The organism is Chroococcidiopsis thermalis PCC 7203 (assembly GCF_000317125.1).
Lineage (GTDB): Bacteria > Cyanobacteriota > Cyanobacteriia > Cyanobacteriales > Chroococcidiopsidaceae > Chroococcidiopsis > Chroococcidiopsis thermalis.
Genome location: NC_019695.1, coordinates 4,635,156 through 4,660,871 on the forward strand (window position 1 = coordinate 4,635,156; position 25,716 = coordinate 4,660,871).

General features: G+C 44.6%; 23 protein-coding genes. 11 read left to right on the forward strand and 12 right to left on the reverse strand.

Annotation, left to right across the window (positions count from 1 at the left end; genetic code table 11):
- The first annotated feature begins 24 nt into the window (after positions 1-24).
- Together CHRO_RS20035 and CHRO_RS20040 are read left to right on the forward strand one after the other, a co-directional pair.
- Complete coding sequence (locus CHRO_RS20035) at positions 25-1,287, forward strand: L-lactate MFS transporter (RefSeq protein WP_015156047.1); 1,263 nt, start codon at positions 25-27, stop codon at positions 1,285-1,287.
- Between the two features lie 311 nt (positions 1,288-1,598).
- Positions 1,599-3,416, forward strand: a complete 1,818-nt coding sequence (locus tag CHRO_RS20040) for a putative bifunctional diguanylate cyclase/phosphodiesterase (protein ID WP_106216888.1) — start codon at positions 1,599-1,601, stop codon at positions 3,414-3,416.
- Between the two features lie 28 nt (positions 3,417-3,444).
- Here CHRO_RS20040 and CHRO_RS29885 read toward each other — a convergent pair whose 3' ends face one another.
- The 3 genes from CHRO_RS29885 to CHRO_RS20055 all read right to left on the reverse strand — a co-directional run bounded on the left by CHRO_RS29885 (position 3,445) and on the right by CHRO_RS20055 (position 8,303).
- Positions 3,445-4,254 (reverse strand): lysozyme family protein, encoded by an 810-nt coding sequence (locus CHRO_RS29885; RefSeq protein WP_146139725.1) that lies wholly within the window; start codon positions 4,252-4,254, stop codon positions 3,445-3,447.
- 399 nt (positions 4,255-4,653) lie between these two features.
- Positions 4,654-7,446 carry a preprotein translocase subunit SecA gene (gene secA, locus CHRO_RS20050; protein ID WP_015156050.1) on the reverse strand — a complete coding sequence of 931 codons (2,793 nt, stop codon included), beginning with the start codon at positions 7,444-7,446 and terminating at the stop codon, positions 4,654-4,656.
- 326 nt (positions 7,447-7,772) lie between these two features.
- Positions 7,773-8,303 carry a diheme cytochrome C gene (locus CHRO_RS20055; RefSeq protein ID WP_041462555.1) on the reverse strand — a complete coding sequence of 177 codons (531 nt, stop codon included), beginning with the start codon at positions 8,301-8,303 and terminating at the stop codon, positions 7,773-7,775.
- A 165-nt stretch (positions 8,304-8,468) separates the two neighbouring features.
- On the opposite strand from CHRO_RS20055, the gene CHRO_RS20060 reads away from it, so the two are divergent.
- Complete coding sequence (locus CHRO_RS20060) at positions 8,469-9,545, forward strand: DUF3616 domain-containing protein (protein ID WP_015156052.1); 1,077 nt, start codon at positions 8,469-8,471, stop codon at positions 9,543-9,545.
- Between the two features lie 69 nt (positions 9,546-9,614).
- Here CHRO_RS20060 and CHRO_RS20065 read toward each other — a convergent pair whose 3' ends face one another.
- Positions 9,615-10,019: an NIL domain-containing protein gene (locus CHRO_RS20065; protein WP_015156053.1), complete on the reverse strand. Its 405-nt coding sequence runs from the start codon at positions 10,017-10,019 to the stop codon at positions 9,615-9,617.
- A 142-nt stretch (positions 10,020-10,161) separates the two neighbouring features.
- On the opposite strand from CHRO_RS20065, the gene CHRO_RS20070 reads away from it, so the two are divergent.
- Positions 10,162-10,752: a thioredoxin family protein gene (locus tag CHRO_RS20070; protein ID WP_015156054.1), complete on the forward strand. Its 591-nt coding sequence runs from the start codon at positions 10,162-10,164 to the stop codon at positions 10,750-10,752.
- Positions 10,753-10,896: 144 nt separating this feature from the next.
- On the opposite strand, the gene CHRO_RS20075 is transcribed toward CHRO_RS20070, so the two are convergent.
- Both CHRO_RS20075 and CHRO_RS20080 read right to left on the reverse strand, forming a co-directional pair.
- Positions 10,897-11,808 carry a pyridoxamine 5'-phosphate oxidase family protein gene (locus CHRO_RS20075; protein WP_015156055.1) on the reverse strand — a complete coding sequence of 304 codons (912 nt, stop codon included), beginning with the start codon at positions 11,806-11,808 and terminating at the stop codon, positions 10,897-10,899.
- A gap of 80 nt (positions 11,809-11,888) precedes the next feature.
- Positions 11,889-12,485 (reverse strand): glutathione S-transferase family protein, encoded by a 597-nt coding sequence (locus CHRO_RS20080; protein ID WP_015156056.1) that lies wholly within the window; start codon positions 12,483-12,485, stop codon positions 11,889-11,891.
- Positions 12,486-12,597: 112 nt separating this feature from the next.
- Here CHRO_RS20080 and CHRO_RS20085 point away from each other — a divergent pair, with 112 nt between their 5' ends.
- Positions 12,598-13,152 (forward strand): TetR/AcrR family transcriptional regulator, encoded by a 555-nt coding sequence (locus CHRO_RS20085; protein ID WP_015156057.1) that lies wholly within the window; start codon positions 12,598-12,600, stop codon positions 13,150-13,152.
- A 36-nt stretch (positions 13,153-13,188) separates the two neighbouring features.
- On the opposite strand, the gene rnc is transcribed toward CHRO_RS20085, so the two are convergent.
- The gene (gene rnc / locus CHRO_RS20090) at positions 13,189-13,902 is read right to left on the reverse strand and encodes a ribonuclease III (protein WP_015156058.1); all 714 of its coding nucleotides are present in this window, start codon (positions 13,900-13,902) and stop codon (positions 13,189-13,191) included.
- A 256-nt stretch (positions 13,903-14,158) separates the two neighbouring features.
- Between rnc and CHRO_RS20095 the strand changes: the two genes are divergently transcribed.
- Together CHRO_RS20095 and CHRO_RS20100 are read left to right on the forward strand one after the other, a co-directional pair.
- Entirely contained in the window at positions 14,159-15,022 is an 864-nt protein-coding gene (locus CHRO_RS20095) for an alpha/beta fold hydrolase (protein ID WP_015156059.1), read from the forward strand.
- Positions 15,023-15,176: 154 nt separating this feature from the next.
- Positions 15,177-15,782: a cytochrome b N-terminal domain-containing protein gene (locus CHRO_RS20100; RefSeq protein ID WP_015156060.1), complete on the forward strand. Its 606-nt coding sequence runs from the start codon at positions 15,177-15,179 to the stop codon at positions 15,780-15,782.
- Between the two features lie 35 nt (positions 15,783-15,817).
- On the opposite strand, the gene fghA is transcribed toward CHRO_RS20100, so the two are convergent.
- Together fghA and CHRO_RS20110 are read right to left on the reverse strand one after the other, a co-directional pair.
- Positions 15,818-16,663, reverse strand: a complete 846-nt coding sequence (gene fghA / locus CHRO_RS20105; RefSeq protein WP_015156061.1) for an S-formylglutathione hydrolase — start codon at positions 16,661-16,663, stop codon at positions 15,818-15,820.
- Between the two features lie 31 nt (positions 16,664-16,694).
- Positions 16,695-18,005, reverse strand: coding sequence for an acetyl ornithine aminotransferase family protein (locus CHRO_RS20110; protein ID WP_015156062.1), 1,311 nt, complete (start codon positions 18,003-18,005; stop codon positions 16,695-16,697).
- On the opposite strand from CHRO_RS20110, the gene CHRO_RS30745 reads away from it, so the two are divergent.
- The 3 genes from CHRO_RS30745 to CHRO_RS20120 all read left to right on the forward strand — a co-directional run bounded on the left by CHRO_RS30745 (position 17,990) and on the right by CHRO_RS20120 (position 19,338).
- Positions 17,990-18,139 carry a hypothetical protein gene (locus CHRO_RS30745; RefSeq protein WP_181824209.1) on the forward strand — a complete coding sequence of 50 codons (150 nt, stop codon included), beginning with the start codon at positions 17,990-17,992 and terminating at the stop codon, positions 18,137-18,139. The two genes, CHRO_RS20110 and CHRO_RS30745, sit on opposite strands and share 16 nt — an antisense overlap.
- Complete coding sequence (locus CHRO_RS32635) at positions 18,094-18,246, forward strand: hypothetical protein (RefSeq protein WP_181824210.1); 153 nt, start codon at positions 18,094-18,096, stop codon at positions 18,244-18,246. Before CHRO_RS30745 ends, CHRO_RS32635 begins: the two co-directional genes overlap by 46 nt.
- Positions 18,247-18,309: 63 nt before the next feature.
- Positions 18,310-19,338, forward strand: a complete 1,029-nt coding sequence (locus CHRO_RS20120) for a hemolysin family protein (protein WP_015156063.1) — start codon at positions 18,310-18,312, stop codon at positions 19,336-19,338.
- Between the two features lie 85 nt (positions 19,339-19,423).
- On the opposite strand, the gene CHRO_RS20125 is transcribed toward CHRO_RS20120, so the two are convergent.
- The gene (locus CHRO_RS20125; RefSeq protein WP_015156064.1) at positions 19,424-20,920 is read right to left on the reverse strand and encodes an aldehyde dehydrogenase family protein; all 1,497 of its coding nucleotides are present in this window, start codon (positions 20,918-20,920) and stop codon (positions 19,424-19,426) included.
- A 648-nt stretch (positions 20,921-21,568) separates the two neighbouring features.
- On the opposite strand from CHRO_RS20125, the gene CHRO_RS20130 reads away from it, so the two are divergent.
- On the forward strand, positions 21,569-22,873 hold the full coding sequence (locus tag CHRO_RS20130; protein ID WP_015156065.1) for an efflux RND transporter periplasmic adaptor subunit: 1,305 nt from the start codon (positions 21,569-21,571) through the stop codon (positions 22,871-22,873).
- Positions 22,874-22,877: 4 nt separating this feature from the next.
- Here the strand turns inward: CHRO_RS20130 and CHRO_RS20135 are convergent, their stop codons facing one another.
- On the reverse strand, positions 22,878-25,070 hold the full coding sequence (locus tag CHRO_RS20135) for a pentapeptide repeat-containing protein (RefSeq protein ID WP_015156066.1): 2,193 nt from the start codon (positions 25,068-25,070) through the stop codon (positions 22,878-22,880).
- Between the two features lie 51 nt (positions 25,071-25,121).
- The gene (locus CHRO_RS20140) at positions 25,122-25,475 is read right to left on the reverse strand and encodes a hypothetical protein (protein WP_015156067.1); all 354 of its coding nucleotides are present in this window, start codon (positions 25,473-25,475) and stop codon (positions 25,122-25,124) included.
- Positions 25,476-25,716 lie beyond the last annotated feature (241 nt).

The window sequence follows — 25,716 nt, forward strand, 5'->3', positions numbered from 1 at the left end:
ACAATTTACCATAATTAAAAAACTATGGATACCATCAAGCTGTTTGGTATGCCTGCACAAAGGGGTAGATGGCTGCTGATCCCTCTAGGAATTGTCGTACTGCTCTGCCTGGGTACGGTCTATTCTTGGAGTATTTTCAGAAAACCTTTAGAAAAGTTGCTCAATATTGGTGCAACAGAAAGTTTGTTGCCGTTTACCGTGCTTTTAGTCGTTTTTGCACTGTTAATGCCGATCGCAGGCTTTCTAATCGATCGCTTTGGTTCTCGTGTTGTCACGGCTGTTGGTGGTGTAGTGATGGGAGTTGGTTATATTCTCACTAGCTTTGCTACCAACGAGCCAATGCTTGTCTTTGCCTACGGGTTAGTGGCTGGTGCGGGAATTGGAATTGCCTATGGAGTCCCGTTAGCTGTCTCGGCTAAGTGGTTTCCCGATAAAAAAGGAATAGCTGTAGGCTTGACGGTGATTGGGTTTGGACTATCGCCGTTAATTACCGCACCTTTAGCTAAGAATTTAATCGATGCTTACGGGGTGCGGCAAACTTTTACGATTTTAGGCATTGCCTTTAGTGTTATTGTGGTCGCGATCGCCACGCAATTAAAAATGCCTCCTTCACAATGGCAACCTACAGTAGGGAATGTAGCATCGGCAAGAGTCACTTCAGTTAGAGTAACTACTGAGAAAATCTGGCAGACTCAAAGCTTTTACGGACTGTGGACTTGCTACACGATTGGAACATTTGTAGGACTATCGGCAATTGGTATTTCCAGTCCTGTAGCACAAGAAATGATCGAACTCGACTCCACAACCGCAGCGATGACTGTCTCGCTATTTGCCATCTTTAACGGACTAGGACGACCGTTATTTGGCTGGGTAACAGATCGGTTCAGTCCTAAAATAGCGGCGATCGCCTCTTACGTGCTAATTCTAATCGCTTCGATCTTGATGTTGAATGCTCGTACTGGCGCTACATTGACATACATAGCGGCTTTTGCTTTATTTTGGCTATCTTTAGGTGGATGGCTGGCGATCGCGCCAACCGCAACTTTAACTCTATTTAGAGCCGAAAACTACGCCAAAAATTACGGGATTATCTTTACTGCCTACGGTGTTGGAGCATTTTTCGGTACGATCGTTGCTGGCAGAATTCGAGATATTTTCGGCAGCTATACTTACGCCTTTTATCCAATGGCAGGTTTAGCGATTGCGGGGACGATTGTTGCTGTATTTTTCTTGAAGCGTCTGCCTGCTATGTCTGAAATTTTAGAAGAACCTGTTGCTAGAAGCTAGTGCTATTCAAAGGGAGCAGAGAGTAGGGAGTAGGGAAAGAGAAGAGAGTGATGCATGGTGAGAATTCGGAATTCGGAATTCGGAATTCGGAATTAATTGCGAATGCGCGACTTGTCTTGCTCCCTGTTCGTAACTTGTGAGTTTATTGAGAAAATTGGGCAAAATTCTGAATAGAAAGACTAGTGCGGCAACAGGACTTCAGCAGTTGCAAAAAGACTGCGATCTCATCTTGCAAGCATTATTCGCTTCTGCCTTCTGTCTTCTGCTTTTTTGCACTAGTTTCATATATGCTCGAAAATTCTTCACAACCAATGAATAAAGGGACAATTATTTGTGTTGATGACGAACGCAACATACTACTTAGCCTGCACGATAGCTTGAGTCAAATCGCTACCGGATATGCGATCGAGCTAGCAGAAAGCGGAGTAGCAGCCTTGAGCATAATTACTGAACTTAGCCAAAATCAAATTGAAGTCCCTCTGATTATCTGCGATCGCGCTATGCCTGAAATGGATGGAGCAACTCTGCTAACCCAGCTGCATCAACAATTCCCTAAAACACCCAAAATTCTCATCGCTGAACTAGCTGAAATCAGTCATGCCATCCAAGCGAGCGATCGCACCCATCTTTACCGCTACATTACCAAACCTTGGGACGAGACAGACTTCAGTTTAACCGTGCGCGAAGCACTACGGAGTTACGAGCAAGCTAAACAAATAGCAGCACAAAACCAGACATTGAAACAAATGCATCTGGAACTCCAGCGCGAGATCGCCAATCGCCGCCGTGCTGAAGCCCTTTTAGTCTATGATGCCCTTCACGATACGTTGACAGGGTTACCTAACCGCACGCTATTAGTGGAACGGATCGAACAAGCAATTAGAACGGTACGATACGACTCAACATATCAATTTGCCGTATTGTTTATCGATCTCGATCGCTTCAAAATTATCAACGATAGTTTGGGACATACAATAGGCGATGAGCTGCTAGTTGCAATTTCAACTCGCTTTCGCCAATGCCTGCGCAACACTGATATCATCGCTCGGCTGGGAGGCGATGAGTTCGCTGTCTTACTCGAAGAAATTCAAGATACTAGCGACGCGATCCAAATAGCACAGCGCTTGTTAGAAAGCCTATGTACGCCATTCAATTTAAAAGGTCATACCGTTGCTGCCAGTGCCAGCATTGGCGTTGTTGTGGGTTCTAGTTCCACTGCCTATGACAGTGCTGCCGATTTGCTGCGAGATGCCGATCTAACCATGTACCATGCAAAGAAAACAGGCAGAGCTGGCTATGCCTTGTTCGATCGCCAACTACACGTTCAGACCCTCAAATTACTAAAAATTCAGAGCGACTTGCATCAAGCTTTAGAGCGGCAAGAATTTATTTTGTGTTATCAACCAATTGTTGCTCTAAGTACGGGCAAACTCATAGGTTTTGAAGCCTTAGTACGCTGGCATCATCCCCAACAAGGTTTGATCTCGCCTGGTGATTTTATTCCCGTTGCCGAAGAAACAGGATTCATTATCTTTCTGGGAGAGTGGGTATTGCGAGAAGCCTGTCGCCAGATGCACCAGTGGCAGTTACAATTTCCTCTGCATTCACCATTAACTATTAGCGTCAATATTTCTGGCAAACAGTTTTCTCAAGTCAATTTCGTGCAGCAGATCGAACAAATTCTTCTAGAAACTGGGTTTGATGCCCATTTGCTCAAACTAGAGATTACCGAAAGCGTACTCATGGAAAATGCCCAGTCTTCAACGAGTATGCTTAGCCAATTACAAGCTTTGGGTATTCGGTTATCTATTGATGACTTCGGCACGGGGTACTCGTCTTTAAGTTATTTACATCGCCTACGCCTCGATACCTTAAAAATCGATCGCTCCTTCGTGCGCGATGTCGATCGCAGTGTCGAACAAATTGAAATTATCCGTACCATCATTGCCCTAGCTTGGAACTTGGGTATGGATGTCGTTGCCGAAGGCATAGAGACAAAAAAACAACTCTTCCAACTGCGATCGCTCAAATGCGAATACGGACAAGGTTATCTATTTGCTAAACCTTTAGATCGAGCCGCGATTGAAACTCTACTCGCTCAAGATCTGCCACTGCAATACTTAAGTTAGTAGTGTAGAGACGTTGCATGTAACGTCTCTACAAGTTTGAATTTTGAATTTTGAATTTTGAATTTTCTCCTACCTCTCCAACGTTTTGCTTGTATTTTTGCAAAATAGAATTGCTGTATTTAGCAACAGAAGGATAGCGATGTAATTTGCCGTCTGTTCCTCTATACCACTGAACTGCTTTAGATTTATATAAGTCAGGACTACCGCTATACCAGTGGCTTGCTACTCTTAATACTGCTATCTCTTCATCACCTTGACTTGTAACTAAAGCGTCGTGCCAATATTGCTCTAATTTGTAATGAATAATTTGCTTTTGAACTGTGGGATTGCTGAGAAATTCATCAACAGATATGCTATGACCGAGTGCTTCCTTACTCCAAGCACCAATATTTGCAGGCATAATTTGAGCTAGTCCCAAAGCTTGAGAATGGGGATTCAGCGATTGATGATTATTCGTACTTTCTTGATTAATAATGGCATGGCTGAGCGCATCTACTGGAGAAACCAAAATTGGTGCTGGTTGAGATCGAAAAGTACTTGCTTGAGAAAACTGAGTTTGCAGCGATAGCAGCCATTTTGATAACAACAAACTGAGAACAACTGTAGGGATTAAAATAACTAACTTGTGCCAGCGATCGCGCCTTAGTCGTCGCTGGCGGCGGCGAGATGGATGTATCCGCGTCTGTTGGGTGGATGGTCGATCTACAAGCGTCTGCTTACGTCTAGTAGGTTTAGAATGTATTGTTCGCTGTCTTTCCGGCTCGATTTGCTGCTGAGTAGCTAGCTCTAAAATAATTTTTTGATGCCTCATTACGCGATCGAAGTCATATATCGTCACGAAAAAGGAATTATAGAGGACAAAAAACTTTTTTCTTCGTTTTACAGGTTCTCTTTAGCTTTTGTGCAGCTATTTACAGGGGTAGTTGTCAGCAACTCGCGATTGAATGACGCTACGATCGGCAAAGATACTAATACGTCTCTATCCAATCGATAAATTTCGACTTGAGTGAAAAATATCAGTTTTTAAAATCGGTGAATTGCCGTTGAAAATTAGCCTCATTTTATGATATTGTTTTCTTTATAGTGGAGATATAATTAAAATTTTATTTCAAGGTATACTTTTATATTTTTATAATTAAGTCAACCATTCGGTTGTTAACTATTATCACAAGCGATCGCAACTTTTCTATTAAAAAATAGACAAAAAATTAGGTGGGCAATGCCCACCCTACAAAATTTAAACCATTTCTGACTGCGCCGTAACTGACGGCTCGATTTGAGGTTGGAATTGGAAGAGAGAATATACCACATTTCGACGAATGTTGGTCATCATATCCAAGAACATCTCAAACCCTTCTGTCTTGTATTCAATCAGCGGGTCTTTTTGTCCGTAACCGCGTAAGCCTACAGATTCTCGCAGTCCATCCATTTGTTGTAGATGTTCTCGCCACAGGCTATCGATTTGCTGCAAGATAAAGAAGCGTTCGGCTTGGCGCATCAATCCTGGGCGAATTTGCTCGATTTCGGCTTCTTTGATGTCGTAGGCGATTCTGACTTGTTCGTGAAGGAAGGCTTTAATGTCGCTGACCGTCAAATCTTCCATTTGCTCAGGTTCTAAGTCTGCCAGCAAGTAGACAAACTCCTTCACCTTGCTCACCAATTTTGGTATATCCCAATCTTCCGAAGGCAAGTCAGGATTGATGTAGTAATCGACAATTTCGTTCATTGTCTGCTCGCCGTACTTGAGTACCTGCTCTTTTAAGTCTTGACCTTCGAGGACGCGACGACGTTCGGCGTAAATTGCCCGCCGCTGCTTGTTCATTACCTCGTCATACTCAAATACCTGTTTGCGGATGTCGTAGTAGTAGGTTTCTACTTTGCGCTGCGCCCCTTCTAAGCTGCGCGTGAGCAATCCCGATTCGATGGGCATATCTTCTTCGACATTGAAGGCTTGCATCAACCCAGCAACGCGATCGCCACCAAAAATCCGCAATAAGTTATCCTCTAAACTGAGGAAGAACCGTGTCGAGCCAGGGTCGCCTTGCCGTCCGGCACGTCCCCGCAACTGGTTGTCAATCCGGCGCGATTCGTGGCGTTCCGTCCCAATGACGTGCAGTCCACCTAACCCTACCACTTCATCGTGTTCTTTAGTGGTGAATTGTTCGTATTCGTGCTTGATCTGGTTGTAAACTTCCCGCAAGCGTTGAATTACCACATCATCTGTAGGGGCTTTTTCCGAAGCAACGGCGACTTTATCTTCGGCTTCGAGTTCCGATAAACTTCTTTCCCCATACTCTTGCGCCGCAACTTCTACGGCTGCTTTGAGCATTTGCTCGGTTTCTCGCGATAACTCGACGGGATAAATTTGGGGCGATGCTTTCCAGGTCTTGACCTTCTTTCCAGGGACAAAACCCTGACCGCTGCTACTACCTGTAGGTAAACCAGCCGCCCGTTGTACGGCAAATACGTCTTCATCCTCTGGCATCACGATCCGCGGCATGAAGTATTCCCGCAGTTTCAGGCGTGCCATATAATCGGCATTACCACCCAAGATGATATCCGTACCTCGTCCTGCCATGTTGGTAGCAATCGTAACAGCCCCTTTTCTACCTGCTTGGGCGATAATTTCCGATTCCCGTTCGACGTTCTCCGGTCTAGCATTGAGTAGGTTATATGGGATTTCTAACTGGTTGAGCAGCCGACTGAGAACTTCAGAGTTTTCCACGCTAGTCGTACCGACTAGGACAGGGCGACCTTTTTCGTGCATCTCAGCACATTCTTGAGCGATCGCCCGCCACTTACCTGCTTCATTCTTGTAAACTACATCAGATAAGTCTCGGCGTTTTGTCGTTCTATTGGTAGGAATACTTGCAACTTCGAGTTTGTAAATCTTCTCAAACTCTGCCTGTTCTGTTTTTGCCGTCCCTGTCATCCCCGACAGTTTTGGATAGAGCAAAAATAGGTTTTGGTAGGTAATCGTGGCTAAAGTTTGAGTTTCCGGTTGAATTTCTACCCTTTCCTTGGCTTCAATGGCTTGGTGCAATCCGTCACTCCAGCGTCTGCCTGGTAGCACCCGTCCGGTAAACTCGTCTACGATGACTATCTCATCTTCGCGAACGATGTAGTTTACATCCCCGAGGAATAATTCTTTAGCTTTGAGGGCGTTAAAAACGAAATGCGCCCAAGGGTCATCGGGGTTGAATAAATCCGTCACTCCCAACAATTCTTCGGCAGCAGCAAAACCCTCATCTGTTAGTAGCACGTTCCGCGCTTTTTCATCAACTTCGTAATGCTCGTCTTTTTGCAAGGCAGCGGCAATTTGAGAGGCACGGATATATTTTTCTGTCGGTTTTTCTACTTGTCCAGAGATAATTAAAGGCGTGCGTGCTTCATCAATTAAGATTGAGTCTACTTCGTCAATGACGCAGAAGTTGAAGGGACGCTGCACGACATCATCCATGTGGGTAGCCATGTTGTCGCGCAGGTAGTCAAAACCCACCTCGCTATTGGTGACATAGGTAATATCGCAAGCATAGTTGCGCTTGCGCTCGTCTGGGGTCATGCTTTGTTGAATCAGTCCGACGCTCAACCCCAAGAAACGATGCACTTGACCCATCCATTCAGCGTCCCGCTTTGCCAGGTAATCGTTGACGGTGACTACGTGCGCTCCTTTCCCTGTCAATGCATTGAGGTAAGATGGCAGGGTTGCCACTAAGGTCTTACCCTCACCCGTTTTCATCTCGGCAATTTGACCTTGGTGGAGGATAATACCACCTAGTAACTGCACGTCAAAGTGCCGCATTCCCAATACTCTGCGTCCCGCCTCGCGCACGACAGCAAATGCTTCTGGCAGAATGTCATCCAAGCTTTCACCTTTTTCGAGGCGCTGTTTAAACTCTGCTGTCTTACCAATTAGTTGCTCGTCAGGGAGAGCTTTAATGTCTTCTTCTAATAAATTAATTTCTGTGACGTAAGGCTGATATTTTTTGAGCTTACGAGCGTTGGGATCGCCCAGCAAGGTTTTTAGCATGGTAGGTCAGGAGAACTTAAGGATTTCTAGGAAGTTTAATTTGTGAGTTTTGATTTTGCCATCAGCTCATACTGGTGGGACGCTAGAACTCAAATACTAGCCTTTTGGATGGACAAAATTGGTCAATTGTACAGTGTTTCGGCTATCGGTCTTGATATAAACTTTATAGATCGTATCATTTTACCCTAATTCTATAATGGTGCGGATAGGCGATCGCTTTTGGTCGGGAGTCGGGAGTGGTTCGAGTATGGGAGTTGGGGATAAGGAGGACGAGGAGGACAAGGGAGAATAACTACAAATGACCGATGACCAATGAGCAATGACAATTATGGGGAATTCTCCCATTCTGATGTAAGGCTACGGAAGTTGAAGGCGTTGGCGTTGGGATGACAGGTGACGCAACTGCTGAGTTGAGTTGGTTTTGGTAATTTGACTTTGGGATGCAAAGCTTTGAAATAACGCGAGTTGGCAATGCGGTATGGTATTTCTTCGTCTTGGTTGAGGGGACGGGAAGCAAATCTGAGATAATTCCACACTAGAATGCGGGGTGGATCGACTAAGGGTTTGATTTGTACGCCGTAGTGCTGGGTATCTTGTAGCAGCCGCTGCCAAGTTTGCACGGGTAAGACGGCTGGTGGAACGGCGATGTGGCAAGTCGCGCAGTTTTCCAAGTAGAGTTCTTGTCCTAGTTGATAGCGTTGGGGAACTGCATCAATGGTGTTAGCTGGTTGGGCGTGCGTTGCCATTGCTAAAACCCAAGCAGCAGCAATACTCCAAGCTAAAATTAACAGAAAGAGGATCGCAGGCGATCGCTTGCTTTTTGGGCGATGTGGTTTCGATTTGAGGGCAGGTAACATAGTTGTCATTAGTCATTAGTCATTAGTCATTTGTAAGCAAGTTGGTGACTGATGGCAGTCAAATTTAGAAAATTTTACACTTTGGGTTATTAGTCATTAGTCATTTGTCAGCGAACAACTACCAACTACCAACTACCAATTACCAATTACCAATTACTAATTACCATGAATTATTCTCCTAGCAAATGCGATCGCATTCTACTCAAGTTTAATGACAGCTTCAAAAAAAGTCGAACAGATCTTTCAGCAGTACTCCTTTTTCCCAAACATCATTTGTGGGTTGGTTCGGATGAAACATCGACTATCGAACGTCTAACTTTTGTAGAGCAGCAAAACTGCTTTGCCGAACATCACACATTTCACGTTCAAGATTTTATTGAGCTACCAAAACCGGAAGACGAGGAAATTGATATTGAAGGATTAGCTTATCACGATTACTATCTCTGGTTTATTGGTTCTCATAGTTGGAAGCGCAAAAAGCCAAAACCAGAACATACTGATGTGGAGAATATTGAACGATTAGCTAAGATAAAAACGGAAGAAAATCGTTATATTATTGGACGTATTCCCTTAGTTGATGGCACTTTGCGGCAGTCTTGTCCTCATCCTGAAGCTCCAGATGTCACCTTGACTGCGGCAAAAGTTAAACTAACAGAGGGGGGTAATATGCTTACTGAAGCTTTAGCAACAGATCCCCATCTTGGCGATTTTGTCAAGACTAATATTCCCGGTAAAGATAATGGTTTTGACGTAGAAGGAATAGCAATCTATCAACAAAAAGTTTTTCTTGGTTTACGGGGTCCAGTATTGCGGGGCTGGGCAGCGATCTTAGAGTTAGAGTTAGAAATAGATGATCGAGAAGACACTTTAAAGCTAAAGCCAATTGGAGCAGAACAAAATCTTTATAAAAAGCATTTTGTTTATTTGAATGGCTTAGGTATTCGAGATCTACACGTAGATGAAAAAGATTTTTTAATCTTAGCGGGACCGACAATGGATTTAGATGGTCCAGTCCGAGTTTATCGCTGGCACAATGGTGTAAATATAGCTGAAAATACGCTATCTTACCCAGAGGTTATGTTAGAAATCCCTTTCGGTATTGGAGACGACCACGCAGAAGGAATGATTACGTTTAATGAATATACTCAAACTCCGTCGCTTTTGGTGATTTACGACGCACCCGCCGCAGCAAGATTGGAGGGTGAAGGTGGCGTGTGGGCAGATGTATTCAGTTATCAGTAGAGAGTGACTAGTGACTAGTGCTAGTGACTAGAAAAGAGTAGTTAGCAATAACTTACGACTTACGACTTATTAAAGGTTTGTTGAGATGGCTTGCGTTGGACAGGTAGGAATGCACTGTTCGCAGACAATACAGCGCGATCGCGTGAATGTCAGTTCAAATGTGGCAGAATTAAGGGTTAAGGCTTCGGTGGGACAAACTCCGGTACACAAACCGCAGTCTACGCAAAGTTCGCGATCGATGGTAATTTCAGCCATTGCCGAAGAGACGTTGATGTTTTGCGATCGCATCCAATCAACCGCCGCATCGAGTTGATCGATATCTCCTGACAATTCTACAACTAACGTACCAACTTGATTAGGGGCAACTTGAGCGCGGATAATATTAGCAGCAACGTTAAAATCTTTTGCCAGTCTGTATGTCACTGGTACTTGTATGGCACGACGAGGGAAGGTCAGGGTAACTCTTTTTTTCATTAGGGAGCAGGGAGTTGGGAGCAGGGAGTAGTTATGTCCTACTTCCGAATTTTCCTATCTTCTCTAATTTGTAACAAAAACCTTTGATGACCGTTCGATTAAAATGAAAACTGTTGCTTGATTAAGTTTTGATAAAAGCTTTATGAGTTTGAATACTCCAGATCCTCCAATTGAGCCTACTGAGTTGACGGTAGGAAAACGGGTTAGAAATTTAATTGTAGTTTTAGTTGCGATCGCTCTGAGTGTCGCCTTATTCCTTGGCTTACGGACTCAAACGGGTGCAGTGACGCTAGCAACATTAAGCGATCGCTCGACACCGCTAGAAGTGGCTTTGAGCAACAGCAAGCCAACGCTGATGGAGTTTTATGCTGACTGGTGTACGGTATGTCAGAAAATGGTTCCAGATATTGCTCAGCTAGAACAAGAGTACGCCGGCAAGGTAAACTTTGTCATGCTGAATGTGGATAACAGCAAGTGGTTGCCAGAGATTCTGAAATATCGAGTTGACGGGATTCCCCATTTCGTGTATCTAGGTAAACAAGGAGAGGCGATCGCGCAGGCGATCGGAGAACAACCGCGCAGTATTATGGCAAGTAACTTAGAAGCTTTATTAAATGATGCGCCCTTGCCTTATACTTCCGCTAGCGGTCAAGTCTCCAAATACGAAGCAAATGTTACTCCATCCTCTGAAACTGACGATCCACGTTTACATAGCTCCCAGGTGGTGAAGTGATCGATGGTAGTTGGTAGTTGGTAATTGGTAGTTGGCTAAACTGTTAAGCTGTCACGCATTTAACTTGTACTATCAGTAAGATCGAAACGCTTACCACTACCAACTTCAGACATTTTGACTTTTAACTTTTGACTTTTGACTTACTTATTTGGGATTGTACGGCGAGTATTGTGCAAATTCCCAGCATAGATTAGTCGCATGTGTTGTTTCTAACACCCAATCGATGTGGACTTCTACTAAGCGTTCTGCACCGATAAATTGTGCTATGCGATTTGTATCCCAGATAATATTGGCTGTGCCAGTTAGTTGTAAGGTATGTCCGTAGACAAAATCAAGGAACAGTAAGCCGATTTGAGCATACTGGGCAATGTTACCAAGAGTGTTGAACATATTATTGCCCGTATAATCGGGAAATACCAATTCAGTCGCGTTCAACACTTGTACGAAACCTGGATATCCTCCCCGATGAGATGCATCAGCACCACTTTGGGGGTGGAAGCTAGCGATGAAAAATGTGTCTGCTTGAGTAATCCATTGCTGTTGTGCCGGAGTCAAGGCTGTATAACTATAAACTTCGGGTATCGCTGTTTGGCGATCGCTTTCAGCAACTAAATCTCTGGTTTGAATATATTTAGGACAGTTGAAATAGACTTGCTGAGTCTGCACGTCAATACGTCCATTTTGCTTCAGTTCTGCTTTGCCGTTAATCCGTAAGCGCCGCCGAGTCGCTAAATCGATAACAAGAATACCGATATCGTCATGTATTGACAGGTTTTTTAGTAACGGATCGCTAGAATTAGCTGTTGTTTGAACCTGAACGAGTTGTTCTGCTACTACTTGTACAAAACCAGGTTTTCCTGTTAGCAGCGATGCCCAAACTTTACCATGTTTGTCAATCGTACTCGCGATCGCCAATCTTTGCGTGCGTAGAAAGTCGCGTGCAGTTGGATTAATACTCGCACCAATAATTTTAGTTAAATGTGCTGCTTCTGTCTGCACTCCCGCTTGTGCTTGAACTGTTAGTTCCCCTGCATGATAAGTTGATATGTTACGCATTTAGTTTACAAAATGTCTGAAACCAAAACACTCTGCATAATGAGTGTCACAATTTTGACTTTTAACTTTTGATTTTTGACTTACAGTCCTGGCATACTGACGTAACCTGGTAACCGCTTGATGCGATCGCACCAAGCGATAACGTGAGGATAGTTATCTAAAGCAACTTTTGCGTCTGCGGCTAGTCCGACATAGGGGAAGCAGGCAAGATCGGCTATTGTAGGATGGCTGCTTTCTAACCACTGGTTATTCGTTAAATGGCGATCGAGAATTTGCAATACTTGATAAGCTTTCTGTTGAGTTAAATCTATATCGAGTTGCCCTTTAAAGATAAAATATCTCCTCGCCGCCGCCAGACTATTGGCAATCTCATTCGCGGCAAAAGACAACCACTGCATAATTTTTGCGATCGCTTCAAGCTCTAGAGGTAACCAATCTTCGCCGCCGTAGCGTCGGGCTAGGTACACTAAAATAGCCTGGGAATCTCGTAATATTACATCACCATCCACAAAAACTGGTACTTGTCCGCAAGGGTTGAGTTGCAGAAATCGTTCGGTTTTGTGTTCTCCTGCCTTTAAGTTGACGGGTACTGACTCATAATCTAAGTTCAATATCGACAGCAACAGCCTGACTTTATGGCAATTACCAGATAGTACAAAGTCATATAGCTGAATCATTAGTTCCTCTATGTGGAGCGTCAATTTTTTTGTACCGATCGTTCGGTGTAAATTTACTATACCGATCGTTCAGTACAATGTCAATTAGAATCAAAAATTTTAATCTTTGTAAATGTCCAAAGCAGAAGCGATCGCCCAAATCTTAAAAGTCTTTCGCCAGTATGGTTATGAAGGAACAACCCTATCGCGATTGTCCAAAGCGACGGGTTTGGGTAAAGCCAGTCTCTACCACTACTTTCCCAATGGCAAAGAAGAGATGGCACAAGCCGTACTTAACTTTGTTGATGAATGGATGAAAGCGAATATTTTTGTTCCCTTAAAAGGTGCGGGTACGCCTCGCGATCGCCTAGAGAAAATGAGCGAGAATGTAGATCGGTTGTATTGCGGCGGCGAACAAACTTGTATATTAGCCGTGCTGTCTTTGGGAGAAGCCAAGGATTTATTTAACATTCAAATTCAGCAAGCACTTAAGAGCTGGATCGATACTTTAGCTGAAGTTCTAGTAGAAGCAAGGATCGAGCCAACACTTGCCCGCCAAAAAGCAGAAGACGCTATTATTCAAATTCAAGGCTCTCTCGTCTTAGCTAGAAGCATGGACGACACTGCACCCTTTCAAAGAGTACTGAAGCGGTTGCCAGAAATGTTATTGGAAAATGGTAATGGGTAGTTGGTAGTTGGTAGTTGGTAGTTGAGCGATAACTGGTCACTGGTCACTGGTCACTGCAATAAAGGCAACTTGAGCCGCAGCTTGTTCGGCATCTTTTTTTGAGCGTCCCGTCCCTTGACCTAGTAAACGCCCTTGCAACCAAACTTCAGCACTAAAACGCTCGAAAGCTCCGTGAGGCTGTAGAGATTCTCGGACGCGATATTCTGGCAAAATCTTAAATTGTGCTTGAGTCCACTCTTGCAGGGCTGCTTTGTAGTTGTGTCTTGCTGGATCGGTGCGAATTTCTGCTGCTAGTTGCTTAAAATGCGGATCGAGCCAAGGACGCACGAGTTCTTGGGTGCGGGTGCTGAGATAAAGAGCGCCGAGAACAGCTTCAAAAGCATCTGCTAGGCGCGATTCTCGTCCGGCTCTATCGGTAGAAGCACTGTTAGAAACAAGCAGATAGAGTTCCAAGCCGTATTCTGTGGCTAGTTGCGCCAAAATGCGATCGCTGACCAAAACTGACCGAATTGCGGCAAATTCTCCCACTGGACATTCGGGGTAAGTTTCCCATAAGACTTCGGCTGCTACGAGTCTCACAACTGCATCTCCGACAAATTCTAATTGTTCGTAGTTTGCTTGAGCTGAGACAGTAGGATGGGTTAATGCTAAATCTAGCAATTGCCAATTGATTTGAGCTGAGGTCGAGATTCCCAGTTTATTGACTAAGCTTTGTAATTGCTTTTGCCGACGCGGATAGAATAAGGTCATTGGTCATTGGTCATTGGTCATTGGTCATTGGTCGTTGGTCATTGGTCAATAATAAATAATAGACGATCGCTCGCCTGCTATATCTTCTATCTTGTCGCGATCGCGCTCAGGGAGACATGTGCGAAAGTCATCCTTAAGACACAGAGAAAATTTAACTACTGTGGTCTAATTACTACGGTCAGCTTCCCAATAGCTAGATACAACTATCAGTTTTGCCTTTTGACTTTTAACTTTTGACTTTTGAGGAGCGATTGCTATGTCCGTACTAGAAGGTACTTGGCAACACGAATACATTATCAGTAACGGGCTGAGGCTGCACTACGTCACCCAAGGTGAAGGTCCGTTGATGTTGATGTTACACGGCTTTCCTGAGTTTTGGTACTCTTGGCGACATCAAATCCCTGAGTTTGCCAAGGATTACAAAGTCGTAGCATTAGACTTGCGGGGATATAACGACAGCGACAAACCAAAAGCGCAATCAGCTTATGTCATGGCTGAGTTTATCAAAGATATTGAGGGTGTCATTAAGGGACTGGGATACGACAAGTGTATTTTAGTCGGACACGACTGGGGAGGAGCGATCGCGTGGAGTTTTGCCTACGCTCACCCAGAAATGGTAGAACGGCTGATCGTACTAAATATACCCCATCCTGCCAAATTTGCTGAGGGTTTCCGCACGCCGCAACAATTGCTGAAGAGTTCTTATATGTTTCTATTCCAGCTTCCTGTCTTACCAGAAATGCTGCTTCAAGCGGGAGATTACCAAGCAATTGAAAATGGCTTGAAAGGTATGGCTGTGAATAAGAGCGCTTTTACTCCCGCAGATATTGAGGCTTACAAAGATGCAGCAGCTAAGCGTGGAGCGCTAACAGCAGCCCTCAATTATTATCGCAATATGTTGCAACAAGGTATGACTAACCCAAATTGGGGTGTACTCAACGTACCAACATTGATGATTTGGGGTGAAAAAGATACAGCCTTGGGTAGGGAATTGAGTTATGGTACTGCTACTTACGTAAATCCATTCCAAGTTAGATACATTCCAGATGCTAGCCACTGGGTACAACAGGAAAAACCCGAATTAGTCAATGAGTATATGCGGGAGTTTTTGAGTAGTTAGTGAGTGGCTAGTGGTTGGTGACTAGTAACTAGACTCTTTTCTAGCCACTAGCCACCAGTTACTAGGAACTGATACCTGATTGACATTTTAGTAATAAAAATTCATACTAAGGTAAAAATACTCAAAGAACTTTCATCAAAAGCAGGGTTCAGTCATGATAGATGGCTATTACGCTTTTGTACTGCGACGACTGGCTACAGTTCTGGCTGTAGTGATGTTGACTTTAAGCTCGATCGCCGCACTGACAGGAATTTTACTGGCATTTTACTACGAACCAACAGCAGGGGGAGCGTACAATTCTCTGAGGGCGATCGCAACTCAGCTCCCTAACGGTTGGTTAATCCGACGGATTCACTCTCTTGCTGGTAATGGCTTAATCGGTGTCTCCTTAGTTGAAATCGTTGTCATGTTTTTAGGAGAAAGATTTCGCCCAAGCTGGATAACTGCCTGGATTAGCGGTATTTTACTAACACTTACTGCGATCGGCTTAAGCTGGACGGCAATATTACTTGATTGGACGCAAATTGGTTACTGGCGATTCACAATTGAGTTAGGTACGATTGAAGCGCTTCCAGCGATTGGTTCTCAGCTTCGTAATATTCTTACGGGTGGCGGCGCGGTAAATACTGTCACAGTTCAGCACCTGTTTACCATCCACAGTTACCTGCTTTCCGGTGGCGCGATCGTTCTATCTATTATTCATTTGACAGGTTTATTGCTACAGGAAAAAGAGGTGAAGCAGATCGAATCGGCAAATTAGATACCTTTAATGTAGAGACGTTACATGTAACGTCTCTACCCACACAAAGTCTCAGCGTGGTGGCGAATATGATCCCCCACAAAGGTAGAAATAAAGTAATAACTGTGGTCGTAACCTTCTTGCAAACGCAGGGTTAAAGGTTGTTTAACCTGATGACAAGCTCGTTCAAATATTTCTGGCATCAACTGTTGACTTAAAAACTTATCTGCTGTACCTTGGTCGATGAGAATTGGGGAAGTGTATTTGTTAGTGATTATTAGTTCACTTGCATCATAATTTCGCCAAGTTTCCCGCTCGGTTCCCAAATAATTTGTAAAAGCCTTTTGTCCCCAAGCACACTGCATTGGCGCAGCAATTGGTGCAAAAGCAGAAACAGATTTGAATAGTTCGGGGTTACGTAAAGCACAAACTAACGCCCCGTGTCCGCCCATAGAATGACCAAAGATTCCTTGTCGTTCGACTTGGACGGGAAAATGTGAAGCAATTAACGTGGGTAATTCTTTCACTACATAACTATACATTTGATAGTGCGATCGCCACGGTTCCTCTGTCGCATCCACGTAAAAACCCGCACCCGTACCAAAATCCCAATCCTTATCTTCTCCTACGATTCCCGTATTGCGGGGACTCGTATCGGGAGCTACTATGATTAATCCGTACTCGGCAGCATACCTTTGCGCTCCGGCTTTGGTGATAAAATTTTCTTCGGTGCAGGTTAAGCCAGAGAGAAAATAGAGGACGGGAACGGCTTGCGATCGCGCTTGAGGAGGTTGATAAACTGCAAATCGCATTTCGATATTGCAAGTTTGAGAATGATGGCTGTAAAAACCTTGCGTACCGTCAAAGCATTTATATTCTGAAATTAAATTAATTTCGGTCATGAATTTTCCTGTATGGGCATTGCCCACTCTACTAACAATCGCTCGCTTCCAGCAATATATCTCTAAGAATTTGCAGGGCAACTTGAATTTGAGCGCTGTCAATAACTAATGGCGGACAAAAACGAATTGCTGCTTTGCCACAACCTAAGAGCAACAAACCCTTTAAAAAGGCAAAATCGATAATGCGATCGCGCCGCTCTGAATCTAACTTACCATCCGCATCCAAGACATCAAATGCTACCATCAATCCTTTACCGCGTGGAGGGGAGATCCAAGAAAATTGCTGTGACAGCTCCGTAAGCCCGGACATCAATAAGTTGCCCATGTTTTGAGCATTTTCAATCAAACCACCTTCCAACAACCGTAAGGTTACGTTAGCCGCCGCACAAGCCACGGGATTACCTCCAAATGTCGTAGCGTGAGAGCCAGGTTGCCAAGTCATCAGGTGCGATCGCGCTAAAATTGCCCCCAAAGGTAGACCGCTAGCAATGCCTTTTGCCAAAGTAATAATATCCGGCACTACACCCCAATGCTCGATCGCGAATAAGCGCCCAGTCCGACCCATTCCCGCTTGCACTTCATCGACAATCATCAAAATACCGTGGCGATCGCAAATCTGCCGAATTCGTTTTAAAAAACCATCTTCCGGTACGATATAGCCGCCTTCCCCTTGAATTGGTTCGACGAAAATTGCTGCAATATCTTCTGGAGGCAGAACGGTAGGAAAAAGCTTTGATTCTAGATAGTCTAACGCTGCATGAGTACCATAGGGAATGTGAGTCACTCCTGGTAATAGAGGACCGAAGTGCTGTCGTTGCACGGCTTTAGAACCCGTCAGCGACATTGCCCCGTAGGTACGCCCGTGGAATGCACCCAAGAAAGCAACAACTTGAGAACGTCTGGTATAGTAACGAGCAAGTTTCAGCGCCCCCTCATTAGACTCAGCCCCAGAATTGCTAAAAAAGACTTTTGCCGGAATCAGAAAGGGGGCGCGAGTTGCTAAATTTTCCGCCAACTCCACCATCGACTCGTAGTAAAAATCAGTTCCCGACATATGGAGCAAATTGGCAGCTTGTGCTTGAACTGCTGCGACAACTTCAGGATGAGCGTGTCCAGTCGATGCTACGGCAATACCGGCGGTTAGATCTAAAAATACGTTACCATCGACATCTTCCACCATGCAGCCCTCACCACGGGCAACCACAAGCGGATAGCCACGGGTATAGGAAGGTGACGTGACAGCGCGATCGCGTTCTACCAATACTTGAGCGCGGGGACCAGGTAAGGAAGTCACTAAGTGAGGCACAAGCGGCAGAGGGCGTTTAGTTGGGATACTTAGCATGGGTAAGGACAAGGGGGACAAGGGGGACAAGGGGACAAGGGGGACAAGGGGGACAAGGGGGAACTCGGGGACCCCACGACCGAAGGGAGTGGGGATTAGGGGACAAGGGGGACAAGGGGGACAAGGGGGAATAACTACCAACTACCAACTACCAACTACCAACTACCACTTTTCACTGATAACTGATAACTGGTCACCGATCGCTGATTCTGTCTTCTTTTTGACAAAAGATACACCATAAGCCCGATACCTCTACGATGACTTCTAAATTAATAATTATGAATTCTGAGTTCTCAATTTTGCCATGCTTGCCTTAGTTGTTGCCGTACTGATCGTCATTTCTGGTTCTGCCCTCTGTTCTAGCGTAGAAGCCGCTTTATTTTCTGTCTCTACGCTTAAAGCCAGACAGCTAGCACAGTCAAAAAATCCTGCCGCAGTCGCACTACTAGCAATTCGCGATCGCATGAATCGCCCGATCGCGACAATCGTGGTTCTAAATAATATTTTTAATATTGTTGGTAGTATTGCGATCGCCCGCATTGCCGAGACAGTTTTAGGTAACACTTTATTGGGGGTTTTTTCTGGACTTTTGACTTTTCTCATCATCATTTTTGGTGAAATCATTCCCAAAACTTTAGGTGAACGATATTCTCAAAGATTAGCGCTCCTTGCTGCTCTACCTGTGACTGCACTGACTTTTATTTTCACTCCCTTAGTTTGGATTATGGAGAAAGTCACAGCACCTTTTACCCGCAAAGAAAAACTGCCGACTACAAATGAATCGGAAATCATGCTACTAGCCAAGATTGGCTATCAAGAGGGAATTATTGAAGATGATGAAGCCGAAATGATTCAGAGAGTGTTTATGCTAAACGACCTCACGGCTGCCGATTTAATGACTCCTAGAACAGCTTTAACTTACTTACGAGGTGATTTGACTCTAGCTGCAAGCCGAGTGGACATAATTAATTCTCAGCACACGCGAATTATTGTTATAGAAGATTCATTAGATCGAGTTATTGGAGTTACTTTAAAAGACGAACTTCTGACCGCAATGGTAGAAGGAAAGCGCGAGCGTAAAATTGCTGAATTCACCCGTAAAGTTCGATTTGTGCCAGAAACGATTCATGCCGATCGCTTGTTGAGAGCATTTCAAAAAAGCCGCAATCACCTCGTCGTCGTCGTCGATGAATATGGCACGGTTTCCGGTGTTGTCACTCTCGAAGACGTATTAGAAATCCTTACAGGGGAAATTGTCGATGAAACAGATAGAATCATCGATTTGCAAGCAGCAGCACGCAACAGGTTAGCCAGAATGTTAAAAATACAGTAGGTTCGGGTTTGCTAACATTATTCGGTCGCTAAAAGTTTGACAATCACATCTATTTTTAACTTTTGACTTTTGACTTTTGACTTGCTTAATCGCGATTATCAATTTGGGCGCGTTGCAAACTCCCAGAATAATCTACATAAACAGTTTTCCATTCCGTAAACACATCTAAAGCCGCAGTTCCCACCTCCCGATGCCCGTTTCCCGTCTGTTTCATACCACCAAAAGGCAAATGGACTTCTGCCCCAATTGTAGGACCGTTAATATAAGTAATTCCAGCTTCAATATCGCGCATTGCCTGAAACGCTAGATTGACATCGCGGGTATAAACCGAAGAAGATAAACCGTATGGGGTGTTGTTGAGAATCGCGATCGCCTCTTCAAAAGAATCAACTTCTATTAGCCCCACTACAGGACCAAAAATTTCTTCTTTCGCTACGCGCATCTCTGGCGTGACTCGATCTAATACTGTCGGTTGAAAGAAAAAGCCATGTGCGAGATTTTCCGTATTAGCTGTCTCCCCACCAGTTAATACTTTTGTTCCCTCAGCACGGGCAATTTCTAAATAATGGTTCACTCTTTGCAATTGGGCAGAATTAATCAGCGGTCCCACTTCAGTTTGCGGATCTGTACCAAGACCTAATCGTAACTGATGAACTCTTTCTAACAACAAGTTAGTAAATTCTTCCTTAATATCGCGGTGGAGGATCAGCCGACTCGTAGCAGTACAACGCTGCCCGCTAGTGCCAAAAGCGCCCCAAACAGCCCCATCTAAAGCCAGTTGCAAATCGGCATCTGCCATCACGATTTGAGCATTCTTACCTCCCATTTCCAAGCAGGAACGCTTGTGAGTGCGTCCGCAAACAGAACCCACTTCAGCCCCCGTTTCCGAAGATCCGGTAAACGACACCAAATTTACGTCAGGATGTTCGACTAACGCCCGTCCTGTCTCTTCTCCCAAACCATGCACGATATTAACAACGCCATTTGGTAAGCCTGCTTTGTGAAATAACTGGCTGAGATAATGAACGCAAGTTGGAGTATCTTCCGCTGGCTTTAGAATGACTGTATTACCGCAAATCAAAGCGGGAAAAGCTTTCCAGCAAGGAATAGCCACAGGAAAATTCCAGGGAGTGATGAGGGCGCAAACTCCTACAGGTATCCGCATTGTCATCGCGAACTTATTGGGCATTTCTGAAGGGGTAGTTTGCCCAAACATCCTTCGTCCTTCTCCTGCCATGTAGAGGGCGCAATCAATGCCTTCTTGCACGTCTCCTCGGGCTTCTGTCAGGGGTTTACCCATTTCCCTGCTAATGAGTTGAGCGAGTTTCTCTTTGTGTTGGAGCAATAATTCTCCTACACGATAAATTATTTCGGCTCGGGCGGGAGCAGGTACGAGTCGCCAAGATTTAAAGGCTTTACGGGCAGCTGCTACGGCTGCATCGACATCAGCAGCGCTGGAACGGGGAAAAGTTGCTACTACGTCACGCCAATCAGAGGGATTGCGGCTTTCTAGAGTTTCACCTGATGCGGCAACCCATTGACCGTTGATGTAATTCTGGCACTCTATCAGGGGGGCGGTCATGAGGCAAAACCTCCAACAATTTCTGTAATTCTATGGTAGTTGGTAGTCAGTAGTTGGTAGTTGACCGCTCACCCTCGCCATGCAACATAAGTTGTTTGTGGAGCGAATGAGAGCGTCGATATCAGTAAAAATACGATTATTTTGTTGATGGTGTTTATTAAAATGACAAGTTTCTATAGTCTTGAATCAAGTGAGTGTGAATTTACACTGTGATTTTAAATACCTATGCCATACTGATTTTAGTTCCACTAAGTTATAGATCCGAAATTCTACGTAGTTCTCTGGTAGTTAGTTAAGTTTACACAAATTGATTTACAACTTCACTAAAACTGTGCCATAAAAGATCCCCCAACCCCCCTTTTTAAGGGGGGGGGCTAAGAAATGGTCTAGCTTTCACATTTTGAAAGAGAGTGTAGGGTGGGTATTGCCCACTCACAATAAAACTTGCCATAGAAGATCCCCCCAACCCCCCTTTTTAAGGGGGGCTAAGAATGGTCTGACTTTCACATTTTGAAAGAGAGTGTAGAGTGGGCATTGCCCACTCACAATAAAACTTGCTTATCTATATTAAAACTATGTAATAAATCAGTTTTTATTACAGTCAAATATTAGAGATAAATAATTAACATTACAGGTTATCGTCAGACAATGCTTTTATTTGGAAAAAACCCTTTAAATCAATACCAACAAAATTCTAGTCAGAATGATAGCGATCGCCTCATTTTTAACTGGTTTAAAGATATCGGCTTGCGGGAATCATTATTGCTATCAATTTATGCGTTTGGCTTAACTTCAGTCATTTATCTTACTTGCCAAAATAACCGACCTTCATTCGCATCATCAAGTGTTATCAAACAAGATATTCCGGTGGAAAATTTAGAGTTTACTGGTACAGTTTATCCAGCCAAAAAAATGAAGGTTTCTGCTAGTACAGCAGCAATTGTAAAAGAAGTCTATATCGATATTGGCGATCGCATTCAGCCTAATCAACCAATATTAAAATTGGAAAGTCTAGCAAATAGACAAAAGCTCGATCGGTTACGACAGGAGCGATTTGACGCTAATCTAGAAATTGAAAAAGCTCGGCAACAGCGGGAGGATGTGATTCAGGAAATAGCGCAGTTCCATCAGCAAGCATCGCTTATCAAGCGTAAAATCAGTACGATTGGAAAGCTATTTGACGCGGAAATACATCTGAGTAAGACTGAATTAAATTTACAATTATGGCAACAACAGCAAGATGTTGTCCAAAAAGCTAAAGGCATATACCTAAGAGCAGCAATGCAGCACGATCGCCTCAAAAAATTAGCTAGTCAGGGTGCAGTATCCTCAAGTGAAATAGAGCGATCGCAAGCTAAGTTAGCTACCGCTAAAACAAATTTAGTTAAAGCAGAAACAGGCGCAATCCTACAAGAAATTGAGCAACAACAACGCCGACAGTGGCAACTTCGCAAACAACTAACGCTACTCGAACACCAACAACAACTTGCTGCGATCGAAGGACAGATACAACTTGCTCGTTCGCAGTCTCGTCAAGCAACTCAGAGGCTAAATCTGCTTCACCAGCAGCGCTCTTTGTTACCAAAAGAATCAGATCTCACAGAATCGTTTCCAGTCACGGCTAAAGCAACAGGCGTTGTTGTCAATTTGCCCGTAGTTGTAGGCGATCGCATCTACGCAGGTAGAAGTTTAGTAGAATTAGCGCAATTAAAATCTTTAAAAGTACGAGTTTCTATTAGTACTAGTTTAATTAATACATTACGTTTAGGACAAAGAGCAGTCGTACAACTAGGCAAAGCAGCTGAAGCCCGACAATTTGAGGCAACAGTCGTGACAATTAATCCGATTCCAGAACAAGATCGGACTCATATAGTCGAGGTACAATTTCAAAACCCGCAGGAAGCTTTATTAGTCGGTCAAACTGCAAAAGTTCGCTTTGTTGCAGAAGAATAGAGCGCTAAGGACAACGTGGATGATATCCTCCGTAAACGCAAATATAAGCAATCTGCTGGGCATCTAAATTTTTCACCTGGCTAAAATTTACACCCTGCACTAATGCTGCTTGAGTATATTCTGGTGGCGTGGCAATGAAGCGATCGCTTGATGCCGGAGGTTGAGGACTAAACAGGATCGTCCCCTGGAAGTCAGCTCCTGCTAAATTTGCTCCGCGCAAATCTGCCATTCGCAAATCTGCCTGACGCAGGTTGATATTTTGCATTTGGGCATGACTTAAATTACTGCTACTGAGACGCGCTAGGCTCAAGTCAGCATGACTGAGATTGGATTTACTCAGATCCGCACTCGATAAATCTGCCCCCTGCCAATTCGATTTGGTCAAATTAGCTGACTGCAAGCGCGTGCCTAAAGCGCTGACGCGGCTCAAACGAGCGGCGTGTAAATTAACATCAGACAAATTTGCCGTACTTAAGTTCGCTCCTGTCAAGCTAGCATCTACGAGAGTTGCTGCTTGTAAATTAGCCCCTACGAGTTGGGCGCTACTGAGATTAGCATGACCGAGACTAGCAGCAGATAAATTGGCTTGGTTGAGATTTGCCTGCATCAGCTCGATCCGTTCCATCGGTACGCGGCTGAGATTAGCTTTAGTTAGGTTAGCACCCTTCATCTGGGCATGGTTCAAATTGGCGATCGCGTCGTCAAAAGTATCCCAGTGCCGATCTGCCCCAGCGTCACGCCACTGGCTGGCTGGTAAAGTAGCACGGTTCAGATTAGCGCCTTTGAATACTACGCCAGCAAAATTGACTCGTTCTAGCTCTAGAGTAAAAGCCCGATCTTGACTGGTGCTAGGAGCGAGATTAACGCGGCTCAAATCCATGCCCTGTAACCTACCACCATAAACTGCCAGAATTTTAGCGATCGCCTGTTGAGTGGCTTGCAATTGTTGCGTCCGTTTAGCTAATTCGGTAGGGCTACTACTATAACGTCCGGCAGCTATTTCATTTGCGATCGATTGATTCAAGCGCTGTAAGTATGGCAAAGCAGCGGAACCAGAACTAACCAAAGCTTGCTGTACTGTGCCGATAATCTCGTGGCGTTGCTCTTGTCCGAGCAGATCGACAAGTAACTGAAGTACCTGCGGATCGCCAATCGTACCCAAAGCTAAAATTGCCCTTTGGCGATCGCTCAGGGTAGTGCCACGAGCATCTAGGTGTTGAATTAGAGTGAGAAACTGCGTGCTTTTATTCTCTGCTAACTGCCGCTGGTATTTTTGCGCTTGAATGTAGATTTGAATTCCAATCAAGGTTCCTAATACTGCCACCATGCAGGACAAAAAAGCTAAAAATAGTAACACATTAGGATGTTGGCGCATCAATTGCCACCAACTACGCCGCACTTTTGGTTTAGTGGTGACAGATTTACCAACTGATGGCTGAGGCTGTAACCGAGGCGAAGGACTACTATAAAGCCCCCTACTCCCCGCTCCCTGCTCCCTACTCCCTATTAACTGTTTCGCTCTAGTCCCAGGCAAAATAGTCATAGCGCGATTGGCATCTACCACGTAAGTGCCTGCAATTAAATCGTGCCAACAGCGACGCTGACGGTGAAAACGGGCAGTCATGCCTTCACCTAGTACGAAGAAACAAGACAAGCCGAAAAATATGCCCAAATGAGGAAAAGCCGTCGCCCGCCACATAATATAGGCTACGGAGAGTGGTAAGCCCCACATTCCCAAAGCTTCTCGGATCGCGATCCGCGATAGACCTGGAACCGTGCCAGCAGCAGAAACAACCCGTACCCCCAACCAGCGCTTGGGTAGAGTACTGCCTGTTTTTCCCAGCAAATACAGCTGCCATCCCCCTACTAACAAAGGAGTGACGACAGCGACAGACCAAAATATATTCGTCAGGGGTGTGACGAGACGGCGATCGCTCGGCTCGGTGGATATAGTTAGGGTACTGGCGATCGCTTTTTGAGTGAGGGCGACCACTGGATTTGGGGTAACTTGCTCCCCCGATGGCTCTAATTTTGCTTGTTCTCCCAAGCTATAAGGTATCAGTCCGCTGAGTGCAACGAGCGATACTTCTACTGCCCACGCCGCAAAGCGTCTAGTTGCTAATGGTAGCGGTTTGCTTTTCGCCTGCACCGAACGACGAGCGCGATTGGCATTTCTCCTCACACTTGAATTCGCCATCTTAATAGTTCCCCTTATCTTTGTTTTCACTCCTCGATCGCGGGCATCAAGCTATCGGTTATTTGTTTCAGCTCGACTGACAAAAAACCGATATCCCACATACAACACCAGTGCCAGCACTCCTAAGCTGATGACAGCTGCTACTAGGTTTAGCACCGCTCTGAGAATTGCAATTCCAAATACAGCTCCAACACTTATGACTATAAGCTTGCTGACGCTCGATAGATTACGAAACCAGTTAAAAAACTGTCCCAAAGGCGATGGCTCGCTAGCAGCGATTTTTGTCTCTTGTATTATTTGAGGTGTTGCAGGCTGCGGTCTTGTCACCTCCGCAGATGCAGAATTAGCTTCTCTTTCTAGTTGTTCTAAGCGTTGTTGCAAATCTCGATCTGATTGAGGATTCATATGCTTTTACCAAAAAGTAAGAGAGTGGTGAGCGGTTACAAGTCACGAGTCACCAGTCACATGTCGGAAGCATCTAGCCACCAGCCACTAGTCACTGCTCACTGCTCACTGTTATTAGGGCGATTGTAGCTAATGCAAAGCACAACTACACACTGACTTGGATAGGAAAACTTGACAAACAACTATATATGTTTGTTATGAATGGTTTTCCGCCCAAAAAATGGAGAAATTACGCAAGTTT

Excerpts from the sequence above, each read along its gene's own strand:
- CHRO_RS20125 (WP_015156064.1), bottom strand. The coding sequence starts at position 20,920 with ATGACCGCCCCCCTGATAGAGTGCCAGAATTACATCAACGGTCAATGG.
- fghA (WP_015156061.1), bottom strand. The coding sequence starts at position 16,663 with ATGACCGAAATTAATTTAATTTCAGAATATAAATGCTTTGACGGTACG.
- CHRO_RS20035 (WP_015156047.1), top strand. The coding sequence starts at position 25 with ATGGATACCATCAAGCTGTTTGGTATGCCTGCACAAAGGGGTAGATGG.
- CHRO_RS20110 (WP_015156062.1), bottom strand. The coding sequence starts at position 18,005 with ATGCTAAGTATCCCAACTAAACGCCCTCTGCCGCTTGTGCCTCACTTA.
- CHRO_RS20140 (WP_015156067.1), bottom strand. The coding sequence starts at position 25,475 with ATGAATCCTCAATCAGATCGAGATTTGCAACAACGCTTAGAACAACTA.
- CHRO_RS20085 (WP_015156057.1), top strand. The coding sequence starts at position 12,598 with ATGTCCAAAGCAGAAGCGATCGCCCAAATCTTAAAAGTCTTTCGCCAG.
- CHRO_RS20065 (WP_015156053.1), bottom strand. The coding sequence starts at position 10,019 with ATGAAAAAAAGAGTTACCCTGACCTTCCCTCGTCGTGCCATACAAGTA.
- rnc (WP_015156058.1), bottom strand. The coding sequence starts at position 13,902 with ATGACCTTATTCTATCCGCGTCGGCAAAAGCAATTACAAAGCTTAGTC.
- CHRO_RS20075 (WP_015156055.1), bottom strand. The coding sequence starts at position 11,808 with ATGCGTAACATATCAACTTATCATGCAGGGGAACTAACAGTTCAAGCA.
- secA (WP_015156050.1), bottom strand. The coding sequence starts at position 7,446 with ATGCTAAAAACCTTGCTGGGCGATCCCAACGCTCGTAAGCTCAAAAAA.
- CHRO_RS20130 (WP_015156065.1), top strand. The coding sequence starts at position 21,569 with ATGCTTTTATTTGGAAAAAACCCTTTAAATCAATACCAACAAAATTCT.
- CHRO_RS20080 (WP_015156056.1), bottom strand. The coding sequence starts at position 12,485 with ATGATTCAGCTATATGACTTTGTACTATCTGGTAATTGCCATAAAGTC.
- CHRO_RS20135 (WP_015156066.1), bottom strand. The coding sequence starts at position 25,070 with ATGGCGAATTCAAGTGTGAGGAGAAATGCCAATCGCGCTCGTCGTTCG.
- CHRO_RS20120 (WP_015156063.1), top strand. The coding sequence starts at position 18,310 with ATGCTTGCCTTAGTTGTTGCCGTACTGATCGTCATTTCTGGTTCTGCC.
- CHRO_RS20100 (WP_015156060.1), top strand. The coding sequence starts at position 15,177 with ATGATAGATGGCTATTACGCTTTTGTACTGCGACGACTGGCTACAGTT.
- CHRO_RS20055 (WP_041462555.1), bottom strand. The coding sequence starts at position 8,303 with ATGTTACCTGCCCTCAAATCGAAACCACATCGCCCAAAAAGCAAGCGA.
- CHRO_RS20095 (WP_015156059.1), top strand. The coding sequence starts at position 14,159 with ATGTCCGTACTAGAAGGTACTTGGCAACACGAATACATTATCAGTAAC.
- CHRO_RS20060 (WP_015156052.1), top strand. The coding sequence starts at position 8,469 with ATGAATTATTCTCCTAGCAAATGCGATCGCATTCTACTCAAGTTTAAT.
- CHRO_RS20040 (WP_106216888.1), top strand. The coding sequence starts at position 1,599 with ATGAATAAAGGGACAATTATTTGTGTTGATGACGAACGCAACATACTA.
- CHRO_RS20070 (WP_015156054.1), top strand. The coding sequence starts at position 10,162 with ATGAGTTTGAATACTCCAGATCCTCCAATTGAGCCTACTGAGTTGACG.